The 16,690-nt window shown below is 40.9% G+C and carries 9 protein-coding genes, 2 tRNA genes and 3 rRNA genes; 11 read left to right on the top strand and 3 right to left on the bottom strand.

What is annotated here, in order from left to right:
• Nucleotides 1-191 precede the first annotated feature (191 nt).
• The 7 genes from ACQ7EO_RS21300 to ACQ7EO_RS21270 all read left to right on the top strand — a co-directional run bounded on the left by ACQ7EO_RS21300 (nucleotide 192) and on the right by ACQ7EO_RS21270 (nucleotide 8,801).
• A complete protein-coding gene (locus tag ACQ7EO_RS21300; protein ID WP_434278640.1) occupies nucleotides 192-2,315 on the top strand; it encodes an AAA family ATPase in 2,124 nt (707 codons plus the stop codon).
• 587 nt (nucleotides 2,316-2,902) lie between these two features.
• A 16S ribosomal RNA gene (locus ACQ7EO_RS21295) occupies nucleotides 2,903-4,441 on the top strand.
• 59 nt (nucleotides 4,442-4,500) lie between these two features.
• Nucleotides 4,501-4,577, top strand: a tRNA-Ile gene (locus ACQ7EO_RS21290).
• A 44-nt stretch (nucleotides 4,578-4,621) separates the two neighbouring features.
• Nucleotides 4,622-4,697, top strand: a tRNA-Ala gene (locus tag ACQ7EO_RS21285).
• Nucleotides 4,698-5,034: 337 nt separating this feature from the next.
• Nucleotides 5,035-7,925: ribosomal RNA gene (locus ACQ7EO_RS21280) — 23S ribosomal RNA — on the top strand.
• 167 nt (nucleotides 7,926-8,092) lie between these two features.
• Nucleotides 8,093-8,207: ribosomal RNA gene (gene rrf, locus ACQ7EO_RS21275) — 5S ribosomal RNA — on the top strand.
• The 16S, 23S and 5S rRNA genes sit together here with 2 tRNA genes alongside, the layout of an rRNA operon.
• Before the next feature lie 261 nt (nucleotides 8,208-8,468).
• The gene (locus tag ACQ7EO_RS21270) at nucleotides 8,469-8,801 is read left to right on the top strand and encodes a hypothetical protein (protein WP_434278639.1); all 333 of its coding nucleotides are present in this window, start codon (nucleotides 8,469-8,471) and stop codon (nucleotides 8,799-8,801) included.
• Nucleotides 8,802-9,065: 264 nt separating this feature from the next.
• On the opposite strand, the gene ACQ7EO_RS21265 is transcribed toward ACQ7EO_RS21270, so the two are convergent.
• Nucleotides 9,066-9,812: a TIGR04219 family outer membrane beta-barrel protein gene (locus ACQ7EO_RS21265; RefSeq protein ID WP_004718904.1), complete on the bottom strand. Its 747-nt coding sequence runs from the start codon at nucleotides 9,810-9,812 to the stop codon at nucleotides 9,066-9,068.
• A 137-nt stretch (nucleotides 9,813-9,949) separates the two neighbouring features.
• On the opposite strand from ACQ7EO_RS21265, the gene ACQ7EO_RS21260 reads away from it, so the two are divergent.
• From ACQ7EO_RS21260 to ACQ7EO_RS21245, 4 genes are all read left to right on the top strand, one after another.
• The gene (locus ACQ7EO_RS21260) at nucleotides 9,950-11,398 is read left to right on the top strand and encodes an aldehyde dehydrogenase family protein (RefSeq protein ID WP_434278638.1); all 1,449 of its coding nucleotides are present in this window, start codon (nucleotides 9,950-9,952) and stop codon (nucleotides 11,396-11,398) included.
• A gap of 59 nt (nucleotides 11,399-11,457) precedes the next feature.
• Nucleotides 11,458-12,045: a DUF1287 domain-containing protein gene (locus ACQ7EO_RS21255; protein WP_434278637.1), complete on the top strand. Its 588-nt coding sequence runs from the start codon at nucleotides 11,458-11,460 to the stop codon at nucleotides 12,043-12,045.
• A gap of 309 nt (nucleotides 12,046-12,354) precedes the next feature.
• Nucleotides 12,355-13,833, top strand: a complete 1,479-nt coding sequence (locus tag ACQ7EO_RS21250; protein ID WP_034618072.1) for a sodium-dependent transporter — start codon at nucleotides 12,355-12,357, stop codon at nucleotides 13,831-13,833.
• Between the two features lie 10 nt (nucleotides 13,834-13,843).
• A complete protein-coding gene (locus tag ACQ7EO_RS21245; protein ID WP_004818200.1) occupies nucleotides 13,844-13,987 on the top strand; it encodes a methionine/alanine import family NSS transporter small subunit in 144 nt (47 codons plus the stop codon).
• A 50-nt stretch (nucleotides 13,988-14,037) separates the two neighbouring features.
• Here ACQ7EO_RS21245 and rsmB read toward each other — a convergent pair whose 3' ends face one another.
• Nucleotides 14,038-15,345: a 16S rRNA (cytosine(967)-C(5))-methyltransferase RsmB gene (gene rsmB, locus ACQ7EO_RS21240; RefSeq protein WP_434278636.1), complete on the bottom strand. Its 1,308-nt coding sequence runs from the start codon at nucleotides 15,343-15,345 to the stop codon at nucleotides 14,038-14,040.
• Nucleotides 15,342-16,301: a methionyl-tRNA formyltransferase gene (fmt, locus tag ACQ7EO_RS21235; RefSeq protein WP_434278635.1), complete on the bottom strand. Its 960-nt coding sequence runs from the start codon at nucleotides 16,299-16,301 to the stop codon at nucleotides 15,342-15,344. Before fmt ends, rsmB begins: the two co-directional genes overlap by 4 nt.
• Nucleotides 16,302-16,690 lie beyond the last annotated feature (389 nt).

The raw sequence follows: 16,690 nt of genomic DNA, 5'->3' as shown, positions 1-16,690 counted from the left end.
GAAAAATCATGTTGTTTAACGTATTTCTCATTTTGGGCTTTGAATAGACCCTATACATTTTTAATCGTTTAAATTAAACGAAAATAAACCTTATTTTAAAGAATATACATGTTCTGAGGGATGACTTTGCTTGCAGAAAATGCAAATTGAAAAAAGTTTAGCCTTAGTCATGAAAAGAAAAAAGTGAATATATGAACGAATATATTAATCAACCTTTTGCACAAAATATGCATCAGGTTGACGTAGCGGATTTTGCTGAAATTTCTCCGATTGTAAAACTTTGGGCTTTTCGATTTTTGGTCGAGTTAGGCGGTGCAAAAGAATTTATTTCTGATCATTGCTTTAGTCATCAATGGATTGCAAAAAAGTTAGGTTTTTCTGAAGCATTACTTGCAGATAAGTTCGATGAGCAAGCTGCTTATCAGGAACTCAACCATTTGCATAAAAATAGCCAACAGCAAAATTTATTAGATAATTTTCAGTTCAATGCTGAGTTGCAATATAACCTGAAGTTAATACAGCAATTACTGGATTTAAATGCTGTTGAAAGTACGATTTTAGGCTTTATTGTGATGTTAAACAGTGAACAACTTCTAGATGATATTGCGGATACCATCGGTGAATTGACTGCGTCTAAAACCATACGTGCTTTGGCTGTGGTTTTAGATTTACCTTATGAAGCAATTCGGCAGGCTTTGTCTGTACAAGGGCGTTTACATCGCAGTGGCTTAATCAGTGTTCAACAACACTATCGTAATTATTTACGTGGGAAATTGAATCTGGTGTCAAACCAATTGGCCGATAAGTTATTGGTGAAAACCAATGATGTGATGGATTTGTTTGTTGGAACCATTAATAAAAGTCAGCCTGCTGAATTAACCTTAGAGGATTATCCTCATTTACACACTGAATTGACTTTACTCCTAGCTTACTTAAAGCAAGTCAAAATGAGTAAGCAACAGGGTGTAAATATCTTCCTTTATGGCAGTTCAGGCACAGGAAAGACACAACTGTGTAAGACCCTTGCAGATGAAATGGCGGTGCAACTTTTTGAAATCTCCTGTGAAGATGAAGATGGTGATGCAATTTCAGCCACAGGGCGTTTATGTGCGTATCGTGCAGCGCAGTGCATTTTCGACAGTCAATCTGCTTTATTGATGTTTGATGAAGTTGAGGATGTGTTTAATGACACCGAAAATGGCGTGGGGATGAAAAGCACTGCGCAAAGTCGTAAGGCTTGGGTCAATCGTATTTTAGAGCAAAATCGTACACCAACGATTTGGGTGTCTAATTCTGATCAGCTCGATCCTGCGTTTATACGCCGTTTTGATATGGTGCTTGAAATTAAAGTGCCACCTAAAAAGCAACGCAGAAGCTTTATCGAACAACATTGTGGTCAAGAACTTAATCCTTTGTATCAGGAAGCCTTGGCCAATATTGAGCAATTATCTCCAGCAATTTTACGCCGTAGTTATCGTGTTGCCAAAGCGGCTCAAATGCACAATGCACATTTAGTGGTACAGGAAAGCATGACCAAATTGGTGTCCAATACCTTAAAAGCACAGGGTCATCAAGGCATTAAATTGCAAGATAGTAATGCGTTGCCCAAGTTCTATGATCTGAACTATATCAACTGTAAGGCGAATCTTGCGGAGATCGCATCAGGTATCCAGCAACATGGTTTTGGCCGTTTATGTCTATACGGAGCATCAGGAACAGGTAAAACTGCATTTGCACGATGGTTATCTGAAACCATCAATCGACCTTTACTGATTAAGCGTGGTTCAGACTTAATTTCTGCTTGGGTTGGTGAAACAGAACAGAACCTTGCTAAAGCGTTTCATGAAGCCGAAGACTTACAGGCAATTTTATTGCTGGATGAAGTAGATGGTTTATTACAAGATCGCCGCCAAGCAACCCGCTCTTGGGAAGTTTCGCAGGTAAATGAGTTTTTGGTTCAAATGGAAAGCTTTAATGGCATCGTGGTGGCGACAACCAATCGCTTTGATGAACTTGACCAAGCTGCGTTACGCCGTTTCGATTTTAAAATGCATTTTGATTTTTTAAATTATGCACAGCGTTTGGCTTTATTGGAAAATGTCTGTACACAACTCAAACTTGATGTTCATGAGGCTGATATAAAAGTAAAACTGCAATCTTTAGATCGTTTAAGTGCTGGAGACTTTGCGGTGATTGTACGACAGTCCTGTTTTCATCCTTTTGAAAATGTGGATTCTATTTTGCAGCATTTAACAGATGAAATGACTGCAAAATATAAAAGTGCACAAAGTATAGGATTTACCGCATCAAATTGATGCGGTTTTTCTTTTTGAATCCTAATTCAGTTGAATAATGCTTAGATTTTGTGATTCGAGAGTGGAAAACAAAGCATAAAAATAACTTTAATATGAAAAAAATAATGAAAAATGCTTAAAAAATAGATAAAAAGCATAAAAAAATGCTGATTTTGAGGAAAAAACGCACATCCGATAAAAAAGTTTAAAAAAAGGGGTTGTGTTGGTTAGGGAATGCTGTAGAATGCACATCCATCGGCGGTGATGTTAAATAAAACTTCTGATAAATCAGGCACTTGATTAAGTTGTTAAGATTTCGAATTGAGATTTTAAGATGATGTTAGGGTTGGGTTTGTTAGAAAAAATAATTAACATTATTGATTGACTTTTTAGAGATAGAGAGTAGTATAGCCGACCTAGCTTGATGCTGACGAAGCATTGAGAAGATCATTAAGAGAATATGAAGAACAACTTGTGTGGATTTTTACTGATTGATTGATCGAAATATTATCATTGATTGATTGGTTTAAATTACTCGAAGTTTATTTGAGAGAATTTGTCAGTACATTGATGAGCCAGAATTGTGACCTTAAGTCACTAATGATTTTTAACTGAAGAGTTTGATCATGGCTCAGATTGAACGCTGGCGGCAGGCTTAACACATGCAAGTCGAGCGGGGGAGATTGCTTCGGTGATTGACCTAGCGGCGGACGGGTGAGTAATACTTAGGAATCTGCCTATTAATGGGGGACAACATCTCGAAAGGGATGCTAATACCGCATACGCCCTACGGGGGAAAGCAGGGGATCACTTGTGACCTTGCGTTAATAGATGAGCCTAAGTCGGATTAGCTAGTTGGTGGGGTAAAGGCCTACCAAGGCGACGATCTGTAGCGGGTCTGAGAGGATGATCCGCCACACTGGGACTGAGACACGGCCCAGACTCCTACGGGAGGCAGCAGTGGGGAATATTGGACAATGGGGGGAACCCTGATCCAGCCATGCCGCGTGTGTGAAGAAGGCCTTATGGTTGTAAAGCACTTTAAGCGAGGAGGAGGCTCCTGTAGTTAATACCTACAGTGAGTGGACGTTACTCGCAGAATAAGCACCGGCTAACTCTGTGCCAGCAGCCGCGGTAATACAGAGGGTGCGAGCGTTAATCGGATTTACTGGGCGTAAAGCGTGCGTAGGCGGCTTTTTAAGTCGGATGTGAAATCCCCGAGCTTAACTTGGGAATTGCATTCGATACTGGGAAGCTAGAGTATGGGAGAGGATGGTAGAATTCCAGGTGTAGCGGTGAAATGCGTAGAGATCTGGAGGAATACCGATGGCGAAGGCAGCCATCTGGCCTAATACTGACGCTGAGGTACGAAAGCATGGGGAGCAAACAGGATTAGATACCCTGGTAGTCCATGCCGTAAACGATGTCTACTAGCCGTTGGGGCCTTTGAGGCTTTAGTGGCGCAGCTAACGCGATAAGTAGACCGCCTGGGGAGTACGGTCGCAAGACTAAAACTCAAATGAATTGACGGGGGCCCGCACAAGCGGTGGAGCATGTGGTTTAATTCGATGCAACGCGAAGAACCTTACCTGGTCTTGACATAGTAAGAACTTTCCAGAGATGGATTGGTGCCTTCGGGAACTTACATACAGGTGCTGCATGGCTGTCGTCAGCTCGTGTCGTGAGATGTTGGGTTAAGTCCCGCAACGAGCGCAACCCTTTTCCTTATTTGCCAGCACTTCGGGTGGGAACTTTAAGGATACTGCCAGTGACAAACTGGAGGAAGGCGGGGACGACGTCAAGTCATCATGGCCCTTACGACCAGGGCTACACACGTGCTACAATGGTCGGTACAAAGGGTTGCTACCTAGCGATAGGATGCTAATCTCAAAAAGCCGATCGTAGTCCGGATTGGAGTCTGCAACTCGACTCCATGAAGTCGGAATCGCTAGTAATCGCGGATCAGAATGCCGCGGTGAATACGTTCCCGGGCCTTGTACACACCGCCCGTCACACCATGGGAGTTTGTTGCACCAGAAGTAGGTAGTCTAACCGTAAGGAGGACGCTTACCACGGTGTGGCCGATGACTGGGGTGAAGTCGTAACAAGGTAGCCGTAGGGGAACCTGCGGCTGGATCACCTCCTTAACGAAAGATTGACGATTGGTAAGAATCCACAACAAGTTGTTCTTCATTGATGTATCTGAGGGTCTGTAGCTCAGTTGGTTAGAGCACACGCTTGATAAGCGTGGGGTCACAAGTTCAAGTCTTGTCAGACCCACCAAGTCTACTGAACACAGAAGAGCAGATATATTAAGATCTTAAGCTGGGGACTTAGCTTAGTTGGTAGAGCGCCTGCTTTGCACGCAGGAGGTCAACGGTTCGACTCCGTTAGTCTCCACCACTAATTAAAGACTAAGTGATTACAGAACTTAGTAAGCCGATAGCTTATTAAGTTCTGTGATTTATCACAGTTAACTACTTGCTGACGAGGCGGTAGTGAATCATTAACAGAATATATTTGAGTTGAAATAATTGTTTAAACTCGTTTTAGTTGATGTTAGCAAGTAATTGTTAATGTTGAATGAAATGAGCACTAGCGATAAAACTGAATCAAGCGTTTTGGTATATGAATTAAATTGAAGCTGTATGGTGATTAAATTCACAGGCAACAAATAGAAGTGATTAAGTTCACATTGTTGATCCTCCTTGTAGGGATTAACGACTGTTTGGGGTTGTATAGTCAAGTAATTAAGTGCATGTGGTGGATGCCTTGGCAGTCAGAGGCGATGAAAGACGTAATAGCCTGCGATAAGCTTCGGGGAGGCGGCAAATATCCTGTGATCCGGAGATTTCTGAATGGGGAAACCCACTTACCATAAGGTAGGTATCGCATGATGAATACATAGTCATGCGAGGCGAACGAGGGGAAGTGAAACATCTCAGTACCCTTAGGAAAAGAAATCAATTGAGATTCCCTCAGTAGCGGCGAGCGAACGGGGATCAGCCCATTAAGTTATATGTGTTTTAGCGGAAAGCTCTGGGAAGTGCTACCGTAGAGGGTGATAGTCCCGTACACGAAAGGGCACATATAATGATGACGAGTAGGGCGAGGCACGTGAAACCTTGTCTGAATATGGGGGGACCATCCTCCAAGGCTAAATACTCCTGACTGACCGATAGTGAACCAGTACCGTGAGGGAAAGGCGAAAAGAACCCCTGTGAGGGGAGTGAAATAGATCCTGAAACCGCATGCATACAAGCAGTGGGAGCCGACTTGTTCGGTGACTGCGTACCTTTTGTATAATGGGTCAGCGACTTATATTCAGTAGCAAGGTTAACCGCATAGGGGAGCCGTAGAGAAATCGAGTCTTAATAGGGCGTTTAGTTGCTGGGTATAGACCCGAAACCGGGTGATCTATCCATGAGCAGGTTGAAGGTTGGGTAACACTAACTGGAGGACCGAACCCACTGTCGTTGAAAAGCCAGGGGATGACTTGTGGATAGGGGTGAAAGGCTAATCAAACTCGGTGATAGCTGGTTCTCCCCGAAAGCTATTTAGGTAGCGCCTCGGACGAATACCATAGGGGGTAGAGCACTGTTTCGGCTAGGGGGTCATCCCGACTTACCAAACCGATGCAAACTCCGAATACCTATGAGTACTATCCGGGAGACAGACTGCGGGTGCTAACGTCCGTAGTCAAGAGGAAAACAATCCAGACCGCCAGCTAAGGCCCCCAAATTATAGTTAAGTGGGAAACGATGTGGGAAGGCATAGACAGCTAGGAGGTTGGCTTAGAAGCAGCCACCCTTTAAAGAAAGCGTAATAGCTCACTAGTCGAGTCGGCCTGCGCGGAAGATGTAACGGGGCTAAAACTATATGCCGAAGCTGCGGATGTATACTATGTATACGTGGTAGGGGAGCGTTCTGTAAGCCGATGAAGGTGTATTGAGAAGTATGCTGGAGGTATCAGAAGTGCGAATGCTGACGTGAGTAACGACAAAACGGGTGAAAAACCCGTTCGCTGAAAGACCAAGGGTTCCAGTCCAACGTTAATCGGGGCTGGGTGAGTCGACCCCTAAGGCGAGGCCGAGAGGCGTAGTCGATGGGAAATTGGTTAATATTCCAATACTTCTGTGTAATGCGATGAGAGGACGGAGAAAGTTAAGTCAGCCTGGCGTTGGTTGTCCAGGTGAAAGGCAGTAGGCATGCATCTTAGGCAAATCCGGGGTGCTCTATGCTGAGAGCTGATAGCAAGCTAGTTTACTAGCGAAGTGGCTGATACTATGCTTCCAGGAAAAGTCTCTAAGCTTCAGTTACACAGGAATCGTACCCTAAACCGACACAGGTGGTCAGGTCGAGTAGACCAAAGCGCTTGAGAGAACTCTGCTGAAGGAACTAGGCAAAATGGTACCGTAACTTCGGGAGAAGGTACGCTGCTGACGGTGATAGGACTTGCTCCTTGAGCTATTGGCAGCCACAGAAACCAGGCCCCTGCAACTGTTTATTAAAAACATAGCACTCTGCAAACACGAAAGTGGACGTATAGGGTGTGATGCCTGCCCGGTGCTGGAAGGTTAATTGATGGGGTTAGCGTAAGCGAAGCTCTTGATCGAAGCCCCAGTAAACGGCGGCCGTAACTATAACGGTCCTAAGGTAGCGAAATTCCTTGTCGGGTAAGTTCCGACCTGCACGAATGGCATAATGATGGGGGCGCTGTCTCCAGCAGAGGCTCAGTGAAATCGAAATCGCCGTGAAGATGCGGTGTACCCGCGGCTAGACGGAAAGACCCCGTGAACCTTTACTGCAGCTTGACATTGAACTTTGATCTTACTTGTGTAGGATAGGTGGGAGGCTTTGAAGTAGTGACGCCAGTTGCTATGGAGCCATCCTTGAAATACCACCCTGGTAATATTGAGGTTCTAACTCTGTCCCGTTATCCGGGACGAGGACCATGTCTGGTGGGTAGTTTGACTGGGGCGGTCTCCTCCTAAAGAGTAACGGAGGAGTACGAAGGTGCGCTCAGCGTGGTCGGAAATCACGCGTAGAGTATAAAGGCAAAAGCGCGCTTAACTGCGAGACCCACAAGTCGAGCAGGTACGAAAGTAGGTCTTAGTGATCCGGTGGTTCTGTATGGAAGGGCCATCGCTCAACGGATAAAAGGTACTCTGGGGATAACAGGCTGATACCGCCCAAGAGTTCATATCGACGGCGGTGTTTGGCACCTCGATGTCGGCTCATCTCATCCTGGGGCTGAAGCAGGTCCCAAGGGTATGGCTGTTCGCCATTTAAAGAGGTACGCGAGCTGGGTTTAGAACGTCGTGAGACAGTTCGGTCCCTATCTACCGTGGGCGTTGGAAATTTGAGAGGATCTGCTCCTAGTACGAGAGGACCAGAGTGGACGAACCTCTGGTGTACCGGTTGTGACGCCAGTCGCATCGCCGGGTAGCTATGTTCGGAAGGGATAACCGCTGAAAGCATCTAAGCGGGAAGCCTACCTCAAGATAAGATTTCCCTAGGACTTTATGTCCTCTAAAGAGCCGTTGAAGACTACGACGTTGATAGGTTGGATGTGGAAGTGCGGTGACGCATGAAGCTGACCAATACTAATTGCTCGTGAGGCTTGACTATACAACACCCAAGCAGTTGTATACGAAGCATCATTTGATTCATAAAAGATCAAACATACTTGATTTAGTTGTAAAGCTAGTTAAACTATTCAACTCAAATGTTCTGTTAAACTCATTTGGTACGAAGTAAGGCATTTAAATAAGACCCGAACAAGTCCATAACAGTTTGCTGGCGACAATAGCAAGAGTGAACCACCTGATCCCTTCCCGAACTCAGAAGTGAAACCTCTTAGCGCTGATGGTAGTGTGGGGTTACCCATGTGAGAGTAAGTCATCGCCAGCTTTTAAATCTAAAACACCCCGATCTCTAACGAGAGCGGGGTGTTTTTTTATGCGCGGTGTTTATTAGCGAAATGAAATAGATCTCGTTATATTAAGCTAATTGATCACTGCTTAAGCTTATGCATTGATGAAACTGAACTGATTTTCTGTATTCCTCATCATGATCATTATTGAAGTAAGGGATATAGAAAGAGTCGAGCTATTGAACCAGCCGTTTCTTTATGCTAAAAATTAAAGTATTACGATAAAAACAGTTAATAATATGTTGATTTTCCAATTTTTCTTTACAGATTATGATGGTGAAGAGGTTTTACCCACTCAAAATCAGTATGCATCTATCGATGAAATCATAGAACTAATGCAATCTGTGTTAATCAGGCCAGAAAACTTTTTAGGGATCGTTGATAAAAATGATCGTACTTTACAGTTTATCGTTAATGATGATTATTCATTAGATGCAGATATTCCTGTTCCTGATCAAAAAGGCTCTTATACAAAAACAATAAGTTTGCATGAAGCGGTTAAACTGGTTCAAAAACAAACTGAACTGATTCAAATGGATACTATTGAAGGAATGGCTTTTATGAAGTGGTAAGTTTTTTACTTTAATTGTTTTAGTGTATTCAAAATAAAAAACCTCAGACATCCATGCCTGAGGTTTTTTGTATTGGTTCTGAGGTATAACTCCTGTCGTACCTTTCGCTATCCTGCGTTATTGTCCTATCTTATTCTTGTTTTAATGGAAACTTCCTGTTTCCTGATGTGTTTATAGTATTAAAATTTAGCTGTTCTGCCTATACGCATAATTCGGCAGACCATGTAAGAAAAAGCTTACATGATCATAAACGGGTATTTTCTATTAAAAATGGGCATTTAAACCAATATAAGGCCCTTTAAAATTAAACTTCATATCACGGTTATCTAAATCACTGAGTTCGATATTTAAAACACGATAACCCACTTTGGCACCAAGATCTAAAACAATAGACTTAACAAAATCATATTGAATTTCAGCCTGAGCGTCCGTGATTTTTACATCATTGACATTGGTATAAGTCGCCTCAGCTTTTGCACTTAAACCTGTAAATGGTAGTTTTGCACCAGCCTCTGCATAAAGGATTGGTGCATATTCATCAACATCAACATTTTGTGAAAATTGCTTTACAGTACCGTTGAGTTTAGTTGCCCCTACACCGACATCAGCTTTTACAATGTTGTCTAAGATTTCATAGTAAAGAATAAGATCTGTATGGTCTAAATCAATTTTAGTTTTAGCAAACTCATTATTAGACTCAGTTTCAGTATCTAACTTGGTATATTTTAATTTTACATTGGGAATGATTGGAATCGGGTGCTCAAAAGCAACAGAGGCTTGAATCGTGCCTTTGGTATCTAAATCATGTTTTGCGTTTAGCCCAGTATAAGGATCTAATAATAAATTATCTGTCCCCGTTTTGTTGGATAGACTGGATGTTTTGTGGTTGATTTGAGAATCTCCACCAATACTCCAATAACTAATATCACCTTTTAAACCAATAAAATCAGCTTGAGCAAATGAACTTAGACCTAGGGTTGCGATAAATAAGGGTAATTGAATAGATTTCATATGTCCTTCTTGATGAAATGATTTTTCATCCTATATTTTTGTTACTTAAATACATTTCAATACTGTACCAACTGAAGGCATGATATAGGGGTTTATCAAATTTTGCATTATTAAAAAGATTAAATCGAGGGTGTAGGATGAGTGATTCTATTGATCAAGCAGTGATTGAATTCCCACTTTATGTCGCTAATAAAGCGATTAAATCAGGGCAATGGCTTGAAGTTCATGATAAATTTTCGGGGAAAATTTATGCAAAAGTGGCTTTAGCGGACGCAAAAATTTTAGAAAAAGCCATCAACGCAGCTGTGAAAGCAGAGAAAGAAATGGCTGCTTTAAAGCCATTTCAGAAGCAAAAAATACTGTTACATTGTGTTCAGCGTTTTAAAGAGCTCCGTGAAGAATTAACCCAAATTTTAATTATCGAAGGTGGAAAGCCTAAACTTGCTGCAGCAGCTGAGGTTGAAAGGCTGATTAATACTTTCCAACTAGCGGCAGATGCAGTCTCCACAATTAATGATGGTCATTTAATGCCCTTGGCTGTAACGGCTGCGGCTTCTGCATATCGGGGAATGGTACAACATGTGCCGATTGGTGCAGTGTCTCTGATCAGTCCGTTTAATTTTCCTTTGAATTTAACAGCACATAAAATTGCACCAGCAATTGCAGCGGGTTGTCCATTTGTATTAAAACCAGCAAGTTTGACTCCAATTTCCGCATTAAAAATCGCAGAAATTTTGGCTGAAACAGATTTACCAAAAGGCGCATTTTCAATTTTGCCTTGCCCACGAGAACATGCTGATGTGTTAGTGACGGATGATCGCTTTAAGCTGCTCAGCTTTACCGGTTCTGATCAAGTGGGTTGGGATATGAAAGCACGTGCTGGTCGCAAAAAAGTAACTCTCGAATTAGGGGGGAATGCAGCTGTTTTAATTGAACCTGATACAGAAATAAGTGATGCATTGATTGATCGAGTAATTGGTGGTGCATATGGTCATGCGGGACAGGTGTGTATTAGTGTGCAACGAATTTTAGTCCATGCTGATATTTATATAGAATTTAGAAAAAAAATCTTAGCAAAATTGAAAAAAGTATCTGCGGCAGATCCACATGTAGAAACCACGATAGTGGGCCCAATGATCAAAGAGGCAGAAGCGATTCGTTTAAAAAAATGGGTAGATAAAGCGGAGAAAAAGGGTGCGAAAATCTTAATTGGTGGTACTTTAAAAGGGGTTTTATTCGAGCCAACTTTGCTTGAAAATGTCGATGAATCTCTTGAAATTTATCAAAATGAAGCATTTGGCCCTGTGGCAATTTTAGAAAAATATAAAACATTTGAGAAAGGTATCGAAGTGATTAACCAAGGTCGCTTTGGTTTACAAGCTGGTGTATATACTCAAAATCTCAATAAGATGCTTTATGCATGGGATCATTTACATGTGGGCGGGGTAATTATCAATGATATCCCCACCTTCAGAGTTGATAATATGCCATATGGTGGCGTGAAAGATTCGGGTTTAGGTCGTGAGGGGATCCAGTCAGCAATTGGTGATATGCAGGAAGAGCGCTTACTTGTGATCAAACAATAAGTTAATATTCTAAGGGGCTACGGCTCCTTATTTCTTTGAGTTTTATATAGAGTTAAAAAATGATAATAAAATTTTTCAATTCATTATTTTTAATGGTTTTGCTTTGCTTACAGAGTGTGCAAATTTGGGCATTTCAATCTGAAAAACTGGTAAATGATGCACGCTCTCAGATTTTGAAAATACTTTATTATGATCCTGCTTATACTCAGTTGTCTTATCCAATGGGTGATGTTCCATTGATCAAAGGTGTATGTACAGACGTGGTTATTCGCGCCTTACGCCATCAAGGTATAGATCTGCAACAACGTATTCATGAAGATATGAAAGCCAATTTTAAAAAATATCCACAAAAATGGGGTTTAAAAGCAACCGATCGAAATATTGATCATCGACGGGTTCCAAATATCATGACCTATTTTCAGCGTCAAGGTTATCAAGTGAATGATCAAAAGTATCAAGCAGGTGATATCGTGGCATGGGATTTAGGTAAAGGCTTAACCCACATTGGTATCATTTCAAATAAAACCACAATGTTGTCAAAAACACCTTTGGTTATTCATAACATTGGTTCTGGAACACGTGAAAATGACATTTTGCATGAATATAAAATCATTGGGCATTATCGTTTACCCAAGACGGTCAATTAGAAATAGGCGATTCTAAGCAAAATAGCTAAAAATTAACCATGTGCAATAAAAAGTAAAAAAAACCTGAGAAAATAGACACAAATTACAGAAAAAGCGCTGCAAAACGAGTATTGTTACAACATTAAACAGTAATTTTGTTGATGCACTTTAACCGAGAAGTTTGCAAAGTTACTGGTTTGGAATAATAACAAAGCACCCAAAAGGTGCTGTTTTATTCAAACAACAAAATTTAAAATTGGTACTTCTTTTGCTCGCAGATCACAATGAAAAAAAGCAGCATTTGAGGACATCTACAGAATTAGGTGTTTTATGACAGAATCTCGTGAAAACTGGACATCACGATCAGGTTTTATTATCGCAGCTGTTGGATCGGCTGTCGGTTTAGGTAATATTTGGCGCTTTCCTTACATTGCTTATGAAAACGGTGGTGGCGCTTTTTTAATTCCATATTTAATTGCACTTATTACGGCAGGTTTGCCACTGTTATTTTTAGACTATGCGACAGGGCATAAAAGTAATACTTCACCTCCTAAAGCTTATCGTGCTTTATTTAAAGGGGGCGAAACTTTAGGTTGGTGGCAAGTCTGTGTCTGTATCATTATTGGTTTGTACTATGCCAGCGTACTGACATGGGCTGGCAGTTATGTTTATTTTTCTGTAGGTCAATTGTGGGGAAGTGATCCTGAAAACTTCTTCTTCAATACCTATTTACAAACTTCAAAATCAACAAGTTTTGATTTTCAATTTGTTGGTCATTTATTTTGGCCAATTGTAGGAATCTGGGCATTAACGTTGATCATCTTATTTGGTGGTGTGAAAAAAGGGGTTGAATTATCCAATAAAATTTTCATGCCTTTACTGTTTATTCTGTTCACGATTCTTGTTATTCAAGCGTTGCGTTTACCCGGTGCAGTTCAAGGTTTAAATGCTTTCTTTACACCAAACTGGGCAGCGATGTGGGATTATAAAGTATGGCTTGCAGCATTTGGTCATACGTTCTTTTCACTCTCTGTTGGCTTTGGGATCATGGTGACTTATGCCTCGTATCTTAAACCAAAAACCAATTTAACAGGCTCGGGCCTTATCGTTGGTTTTGCCAATGCGTCTACTGAAATCCTTGCGGGTATTGGTATCTTCGCGGCACTGGGCTTTATGGCATTTTCAGCAGGCAAGCCTGTAGATCAAGTGGTCAGTGGTGGTATCGGCTTGGCATTTATTGCTTTCCCTAAAATCATTTCAAGTTTAGGGACTGGTGCGGATTTATTCGGTTTACTGTTCTTCTCTTCTTTATTTGTTGCAGGGATTTCTTCAATGGTGAGTATCCTTGAAGTGCCGATTGCAGCGATGCAAGACAAGCTAAAATGGGGACGTAAAAAAGCCGTAAGCATCATTGGCGGTGGTAGTGCACTGGTTTCAATTTTCTTATTCTCTAGCGTGAACTCGATTAAACTGGTAGATATCGTCGATCACTTTATCAATAATATTGGGATTATTGGCGGTGCATTATTGTCAATTATTTCGATAGCGTGGTTTAAACGTTCGGCATTGATGGAATTACGTGATCATGTGAATCGTATTTCAACTGTGCAGCTTGGTAAAGGTTGGGATTTCACTTTAACCGTAATCACTTCTTTAATTTTGCTGGTCACTTTATCTATGACCGTTTTTAGCTTGATTAAAAATGGATACGATACCTATAGTTCTAGTATGTTGATGTTCTTTGGTTGGGGCAGTGTGATTTTCTGTGCTGTTATTGCTTTAGTCCTTAGCAAAATGAAAGATCGATAGGAGCGTCAAAATGAATACTTCTGCAATCGTGATGATGATTATTTCAATGGTATTTTTATGGGGTGGGTTGATTTTATCGATCCTACATTTGATGAAAAATCCTGAAGAACTGGATGACGTTCTGGAAGAAGTCAAAGATCACCATACCCTTTAAATTTGAGTCAAAAAAAGCAGGCGAATTAGCCTGCTTTTTTAATGCATTTTTTAATCCATTTTCTGAATTCGGCAATAATAGAAACCATCACCATGATGCGCTTCAGGCAACAATTGACGACCGTGAATTTGTTCTATTCCCCAGTTTGCATCAATCTTGATTTCTTCAGCATCTGCATGTTCAGCAAAAAATTCGACCATCTGCTGTTCATTTTCAACTTTTAGAATTGAGCAGGTAATATAAAGTAGTGTTCCGCCAACTTTAAGCTGCTGCCACATATGCTTTAAAATTTGCTTTTGCAGATCGACCACTTGCTGAATATCTGTAGATTGACGCAATAAGCGAATATCAGGATGACGACGTAGAACACCAATAGCAGAACATGGTGCATCCAATACGATGCAATCGACCAATTCTTTAGGCACCCATGTTGTAGCATCTGCTGTGATGATTTCAACTGTTGCATCAACATTTAATTCAAGGCGTTCCAAGTTTTCTGAAACACGCAATAAGCGTTTAGCATCATGATCAAGTGCGATTAATTTTTTAGGATTGAAACGTTCTAAGATATGAGCTGCTTTACCACCCGGTGCTGCACAAGCATCGATAATGACCTTGTCATCTAAGTTGGGTAACAGTGTTGCACACAATTGAGCATGTTCATCTTGAACAGAAAACCCGCCTTCTTCAAAGCCAGGTAAATGAGTAATATTGCCCGTTTGTTCCAGAACTATACCAACATCTGAAAGTGTACAAGGACGAGCATCAATCTGTTCTTCATCTAAAATATCAAGATATTCATCACGACTAATTTGACGTTCATTGACACGCAGCGTTAGTGGGGCAACTTGTTTTAAATTTTGACAGATTTCAGGGAGTAGATCAGCCCAATCTTTTTTAAGTCGTTTGAACAGCCAGCTTGGTAAACCATGGGTATTATTCAAAGCCGTTTGAAACTCAGTTGTTTCACGTGAAACACGACGAAGGATGGCATTGACCAAACCACTCATCGGTTCAAAACCTAATTGTTTCGCTGCATTGACAGTTTCTGAAATCGCCGCATGTGCAGGAATACGGGTGCATAAAATCTGGTATAAACCCAAATATAAACAACTTTCAAGTGCTTCATTGTCTAACGGTTTTGTGAGCAAGGGTAAGGTAATTGCTTTTAAAGAATACCACTGACGTAAACAGCCCAAAGTAAGCTCATGGTATAAACCACGATCACGTTCAGAAACAATATTGATATGTTGGTTTAAAACGGAAGCCAAAGACTGTCCATTTTGAACAGCTAAAAGTGTTTTGACCACTTGTGCGCGCAAATTCAAATTTTTTGCAGATGATTGAATTTGGCTCATGCGAATATATTTCCTACTGAAAGTTTATGGCTTTGTATAATTTGTACAGGGTTAATGGCTTTGCCACCTGGCCATTGTAGGCTAGTCAGACAAATCACACCATCTCCACACAGCACATGTACACCTTGTTTGTTCATTTCGATAATGGTTCCGGGTGCTTCACCATTGGCTGTAAGGTCTGAAATTTGAGAATTCCACACACGTAAATTATTGCTTTCATCTATTGGTGTAAATGCGACTGGCCAAGGATTGAATGCCCGAATATTACGATCAAGTTCAACTGCTGATTTAGTCCAATCAATTTGCGCTTCAGCTTTTGTGAGTTTATGTGCATATACCGTAAATTGTTCATCTTGCACTTCACGTGCATCTAAATATTGTTGTAATTTTTGTTCTGACTCTAATACCACACAAATTGCTTCAGCGCCTTGGATCGCAAGTTTGTCATATAAAGTCGCTGAGGTTTCTTCCGCTGTGATTGGGCACACTGTTTTAAAGATCATATCACCTGTATCTAGTCCAGCCGCCATTTTCATGATTGTTACTCCGGTTTCAGTGTCACCTGTTGCAATGGCACGCTGAATCGGAGCAGCACCACGCCAACGTGGTAGCAAAGAACCATGAATATTTAAACAACCATAGCGCGGTGTATCTAATACGGCTTGAGGCAAAATTAAACCATAAGCCGCAACCACCATTATATCTGCACCCAAAGCTGCTAATTCTTGTTGAGCCGCTAAGCCTTCGTCTGTCGATGCTTTGAAATGAAGAGGTTGATAGACGGGTAAGTTGTTTGCGAGTGCAAGTTGTTTCACGGCTGAAGCTGTCATTTTTTGTCCACGACCTGATTTACGGTCGGGTTGAGTATACACAGCCACAATTTCGTGATCAGTTTCAATGAGTGCTGCTAAAGCAGAAGCTGCAAATTCGGGTGTACCTGCAAAAATGATCTTCAAAGGTTATGCTCAGATTAAATTTTAAATTGAATTATAGCAAACCTGATTATACGGTGGCGTTTTCAAATGAAAATACGGGTTTTTCTATGTAAAAAATAAAATACGATCAATTGTATATTTTGTTCTGATCACCTATCTGGTTTGGAAATAGTCAGAAGATGTCTTTTACAGCACTCTTAAAATTCGCGTAAATCTAAATTAACCAACATTCATTTTTAAAATAAATATCACTTTTTTATATAAAATTTTTCACTTTAAATTGATAGAAATAGGTCTTATTTTTAACTTAATCTAAACAAACAGATGATTTAGAGATTTAAACTAGAATTATTGTGACCTATTACGCAATAAAAAATTGTTAACTGAATAAGCATAGGCAGTTAATCGAA

This window comes from Acinetobacter sp. CE-15, from assembly GCF_051059255.1.
GTDB classification, from domain to species: Bacteria; Pseudomonadota; Gammaproteobacteria; order Pseudomonadales; family Moraxellaceae; genus Acinetobacter; species Acinetobacter guillouiae.
The sequence above is the reverse complement of the archived record's forward strand: the minus strand, read 5'-3'. Positions and strand labels throughout refer to the sequence as shown.

Coding starts and splice junctions, on each gene's coding strand:
- ACQ7EO_RS21300 (WP_434278640.1), top strand. CDS start 192: ATGAACGAATATATTAATCAACCTTTTGCACAAAATATGCATCAGGTT.
- ACQ7EO_RS21270 (WP_434278639.1), top strand. CDS start 8,469: ATGTTGATTTTCCAATTTTTCTTTACAGATTATGATGGTGAAGAGGTT.
- ACQ7EO_RS21265 (WP_004718904.1), bottom strand. CDS start 9,812: ATGAAATCTATTCAATTACCCTTATTTATCGCAACCCTAGGTCTAAGT.
- ACQ7EO_RS21245 (WP_004818200.1), top strand. CDS start 13,844: ATGAATACTTCTGCAATCGTGATGATGATTATTTCAATGGTATTTTTA.
- ACQ7EO_RS21250 (WP_034618072.1), top strand. CDS start 12,355: ATGACAGAATCTCGTGAAAACTGGACATCACGATCAGGTTTTATTATC.
- rsmB (WP_434278636.1), bottom strand. CDS start 15,345: ATGAGCCAAATTCAATCATCTGCAAAAAATTTGAATTTGCGCGCACAA.
- ACQ7EO_RS21260 (WP_434278638.1), top strand. CDS start 9,950: ATGAGTGATTCTATTGATCAAGCAGTGATTGAATTCCCACTTTATGTC.
- ACQ7EO_RS21255 (WP_434278637.1), top strand. CDS start 11,458: ATGATAATAAAATTTTTCAATTCATTATTTTTAATGGTTTTGCTTTGC.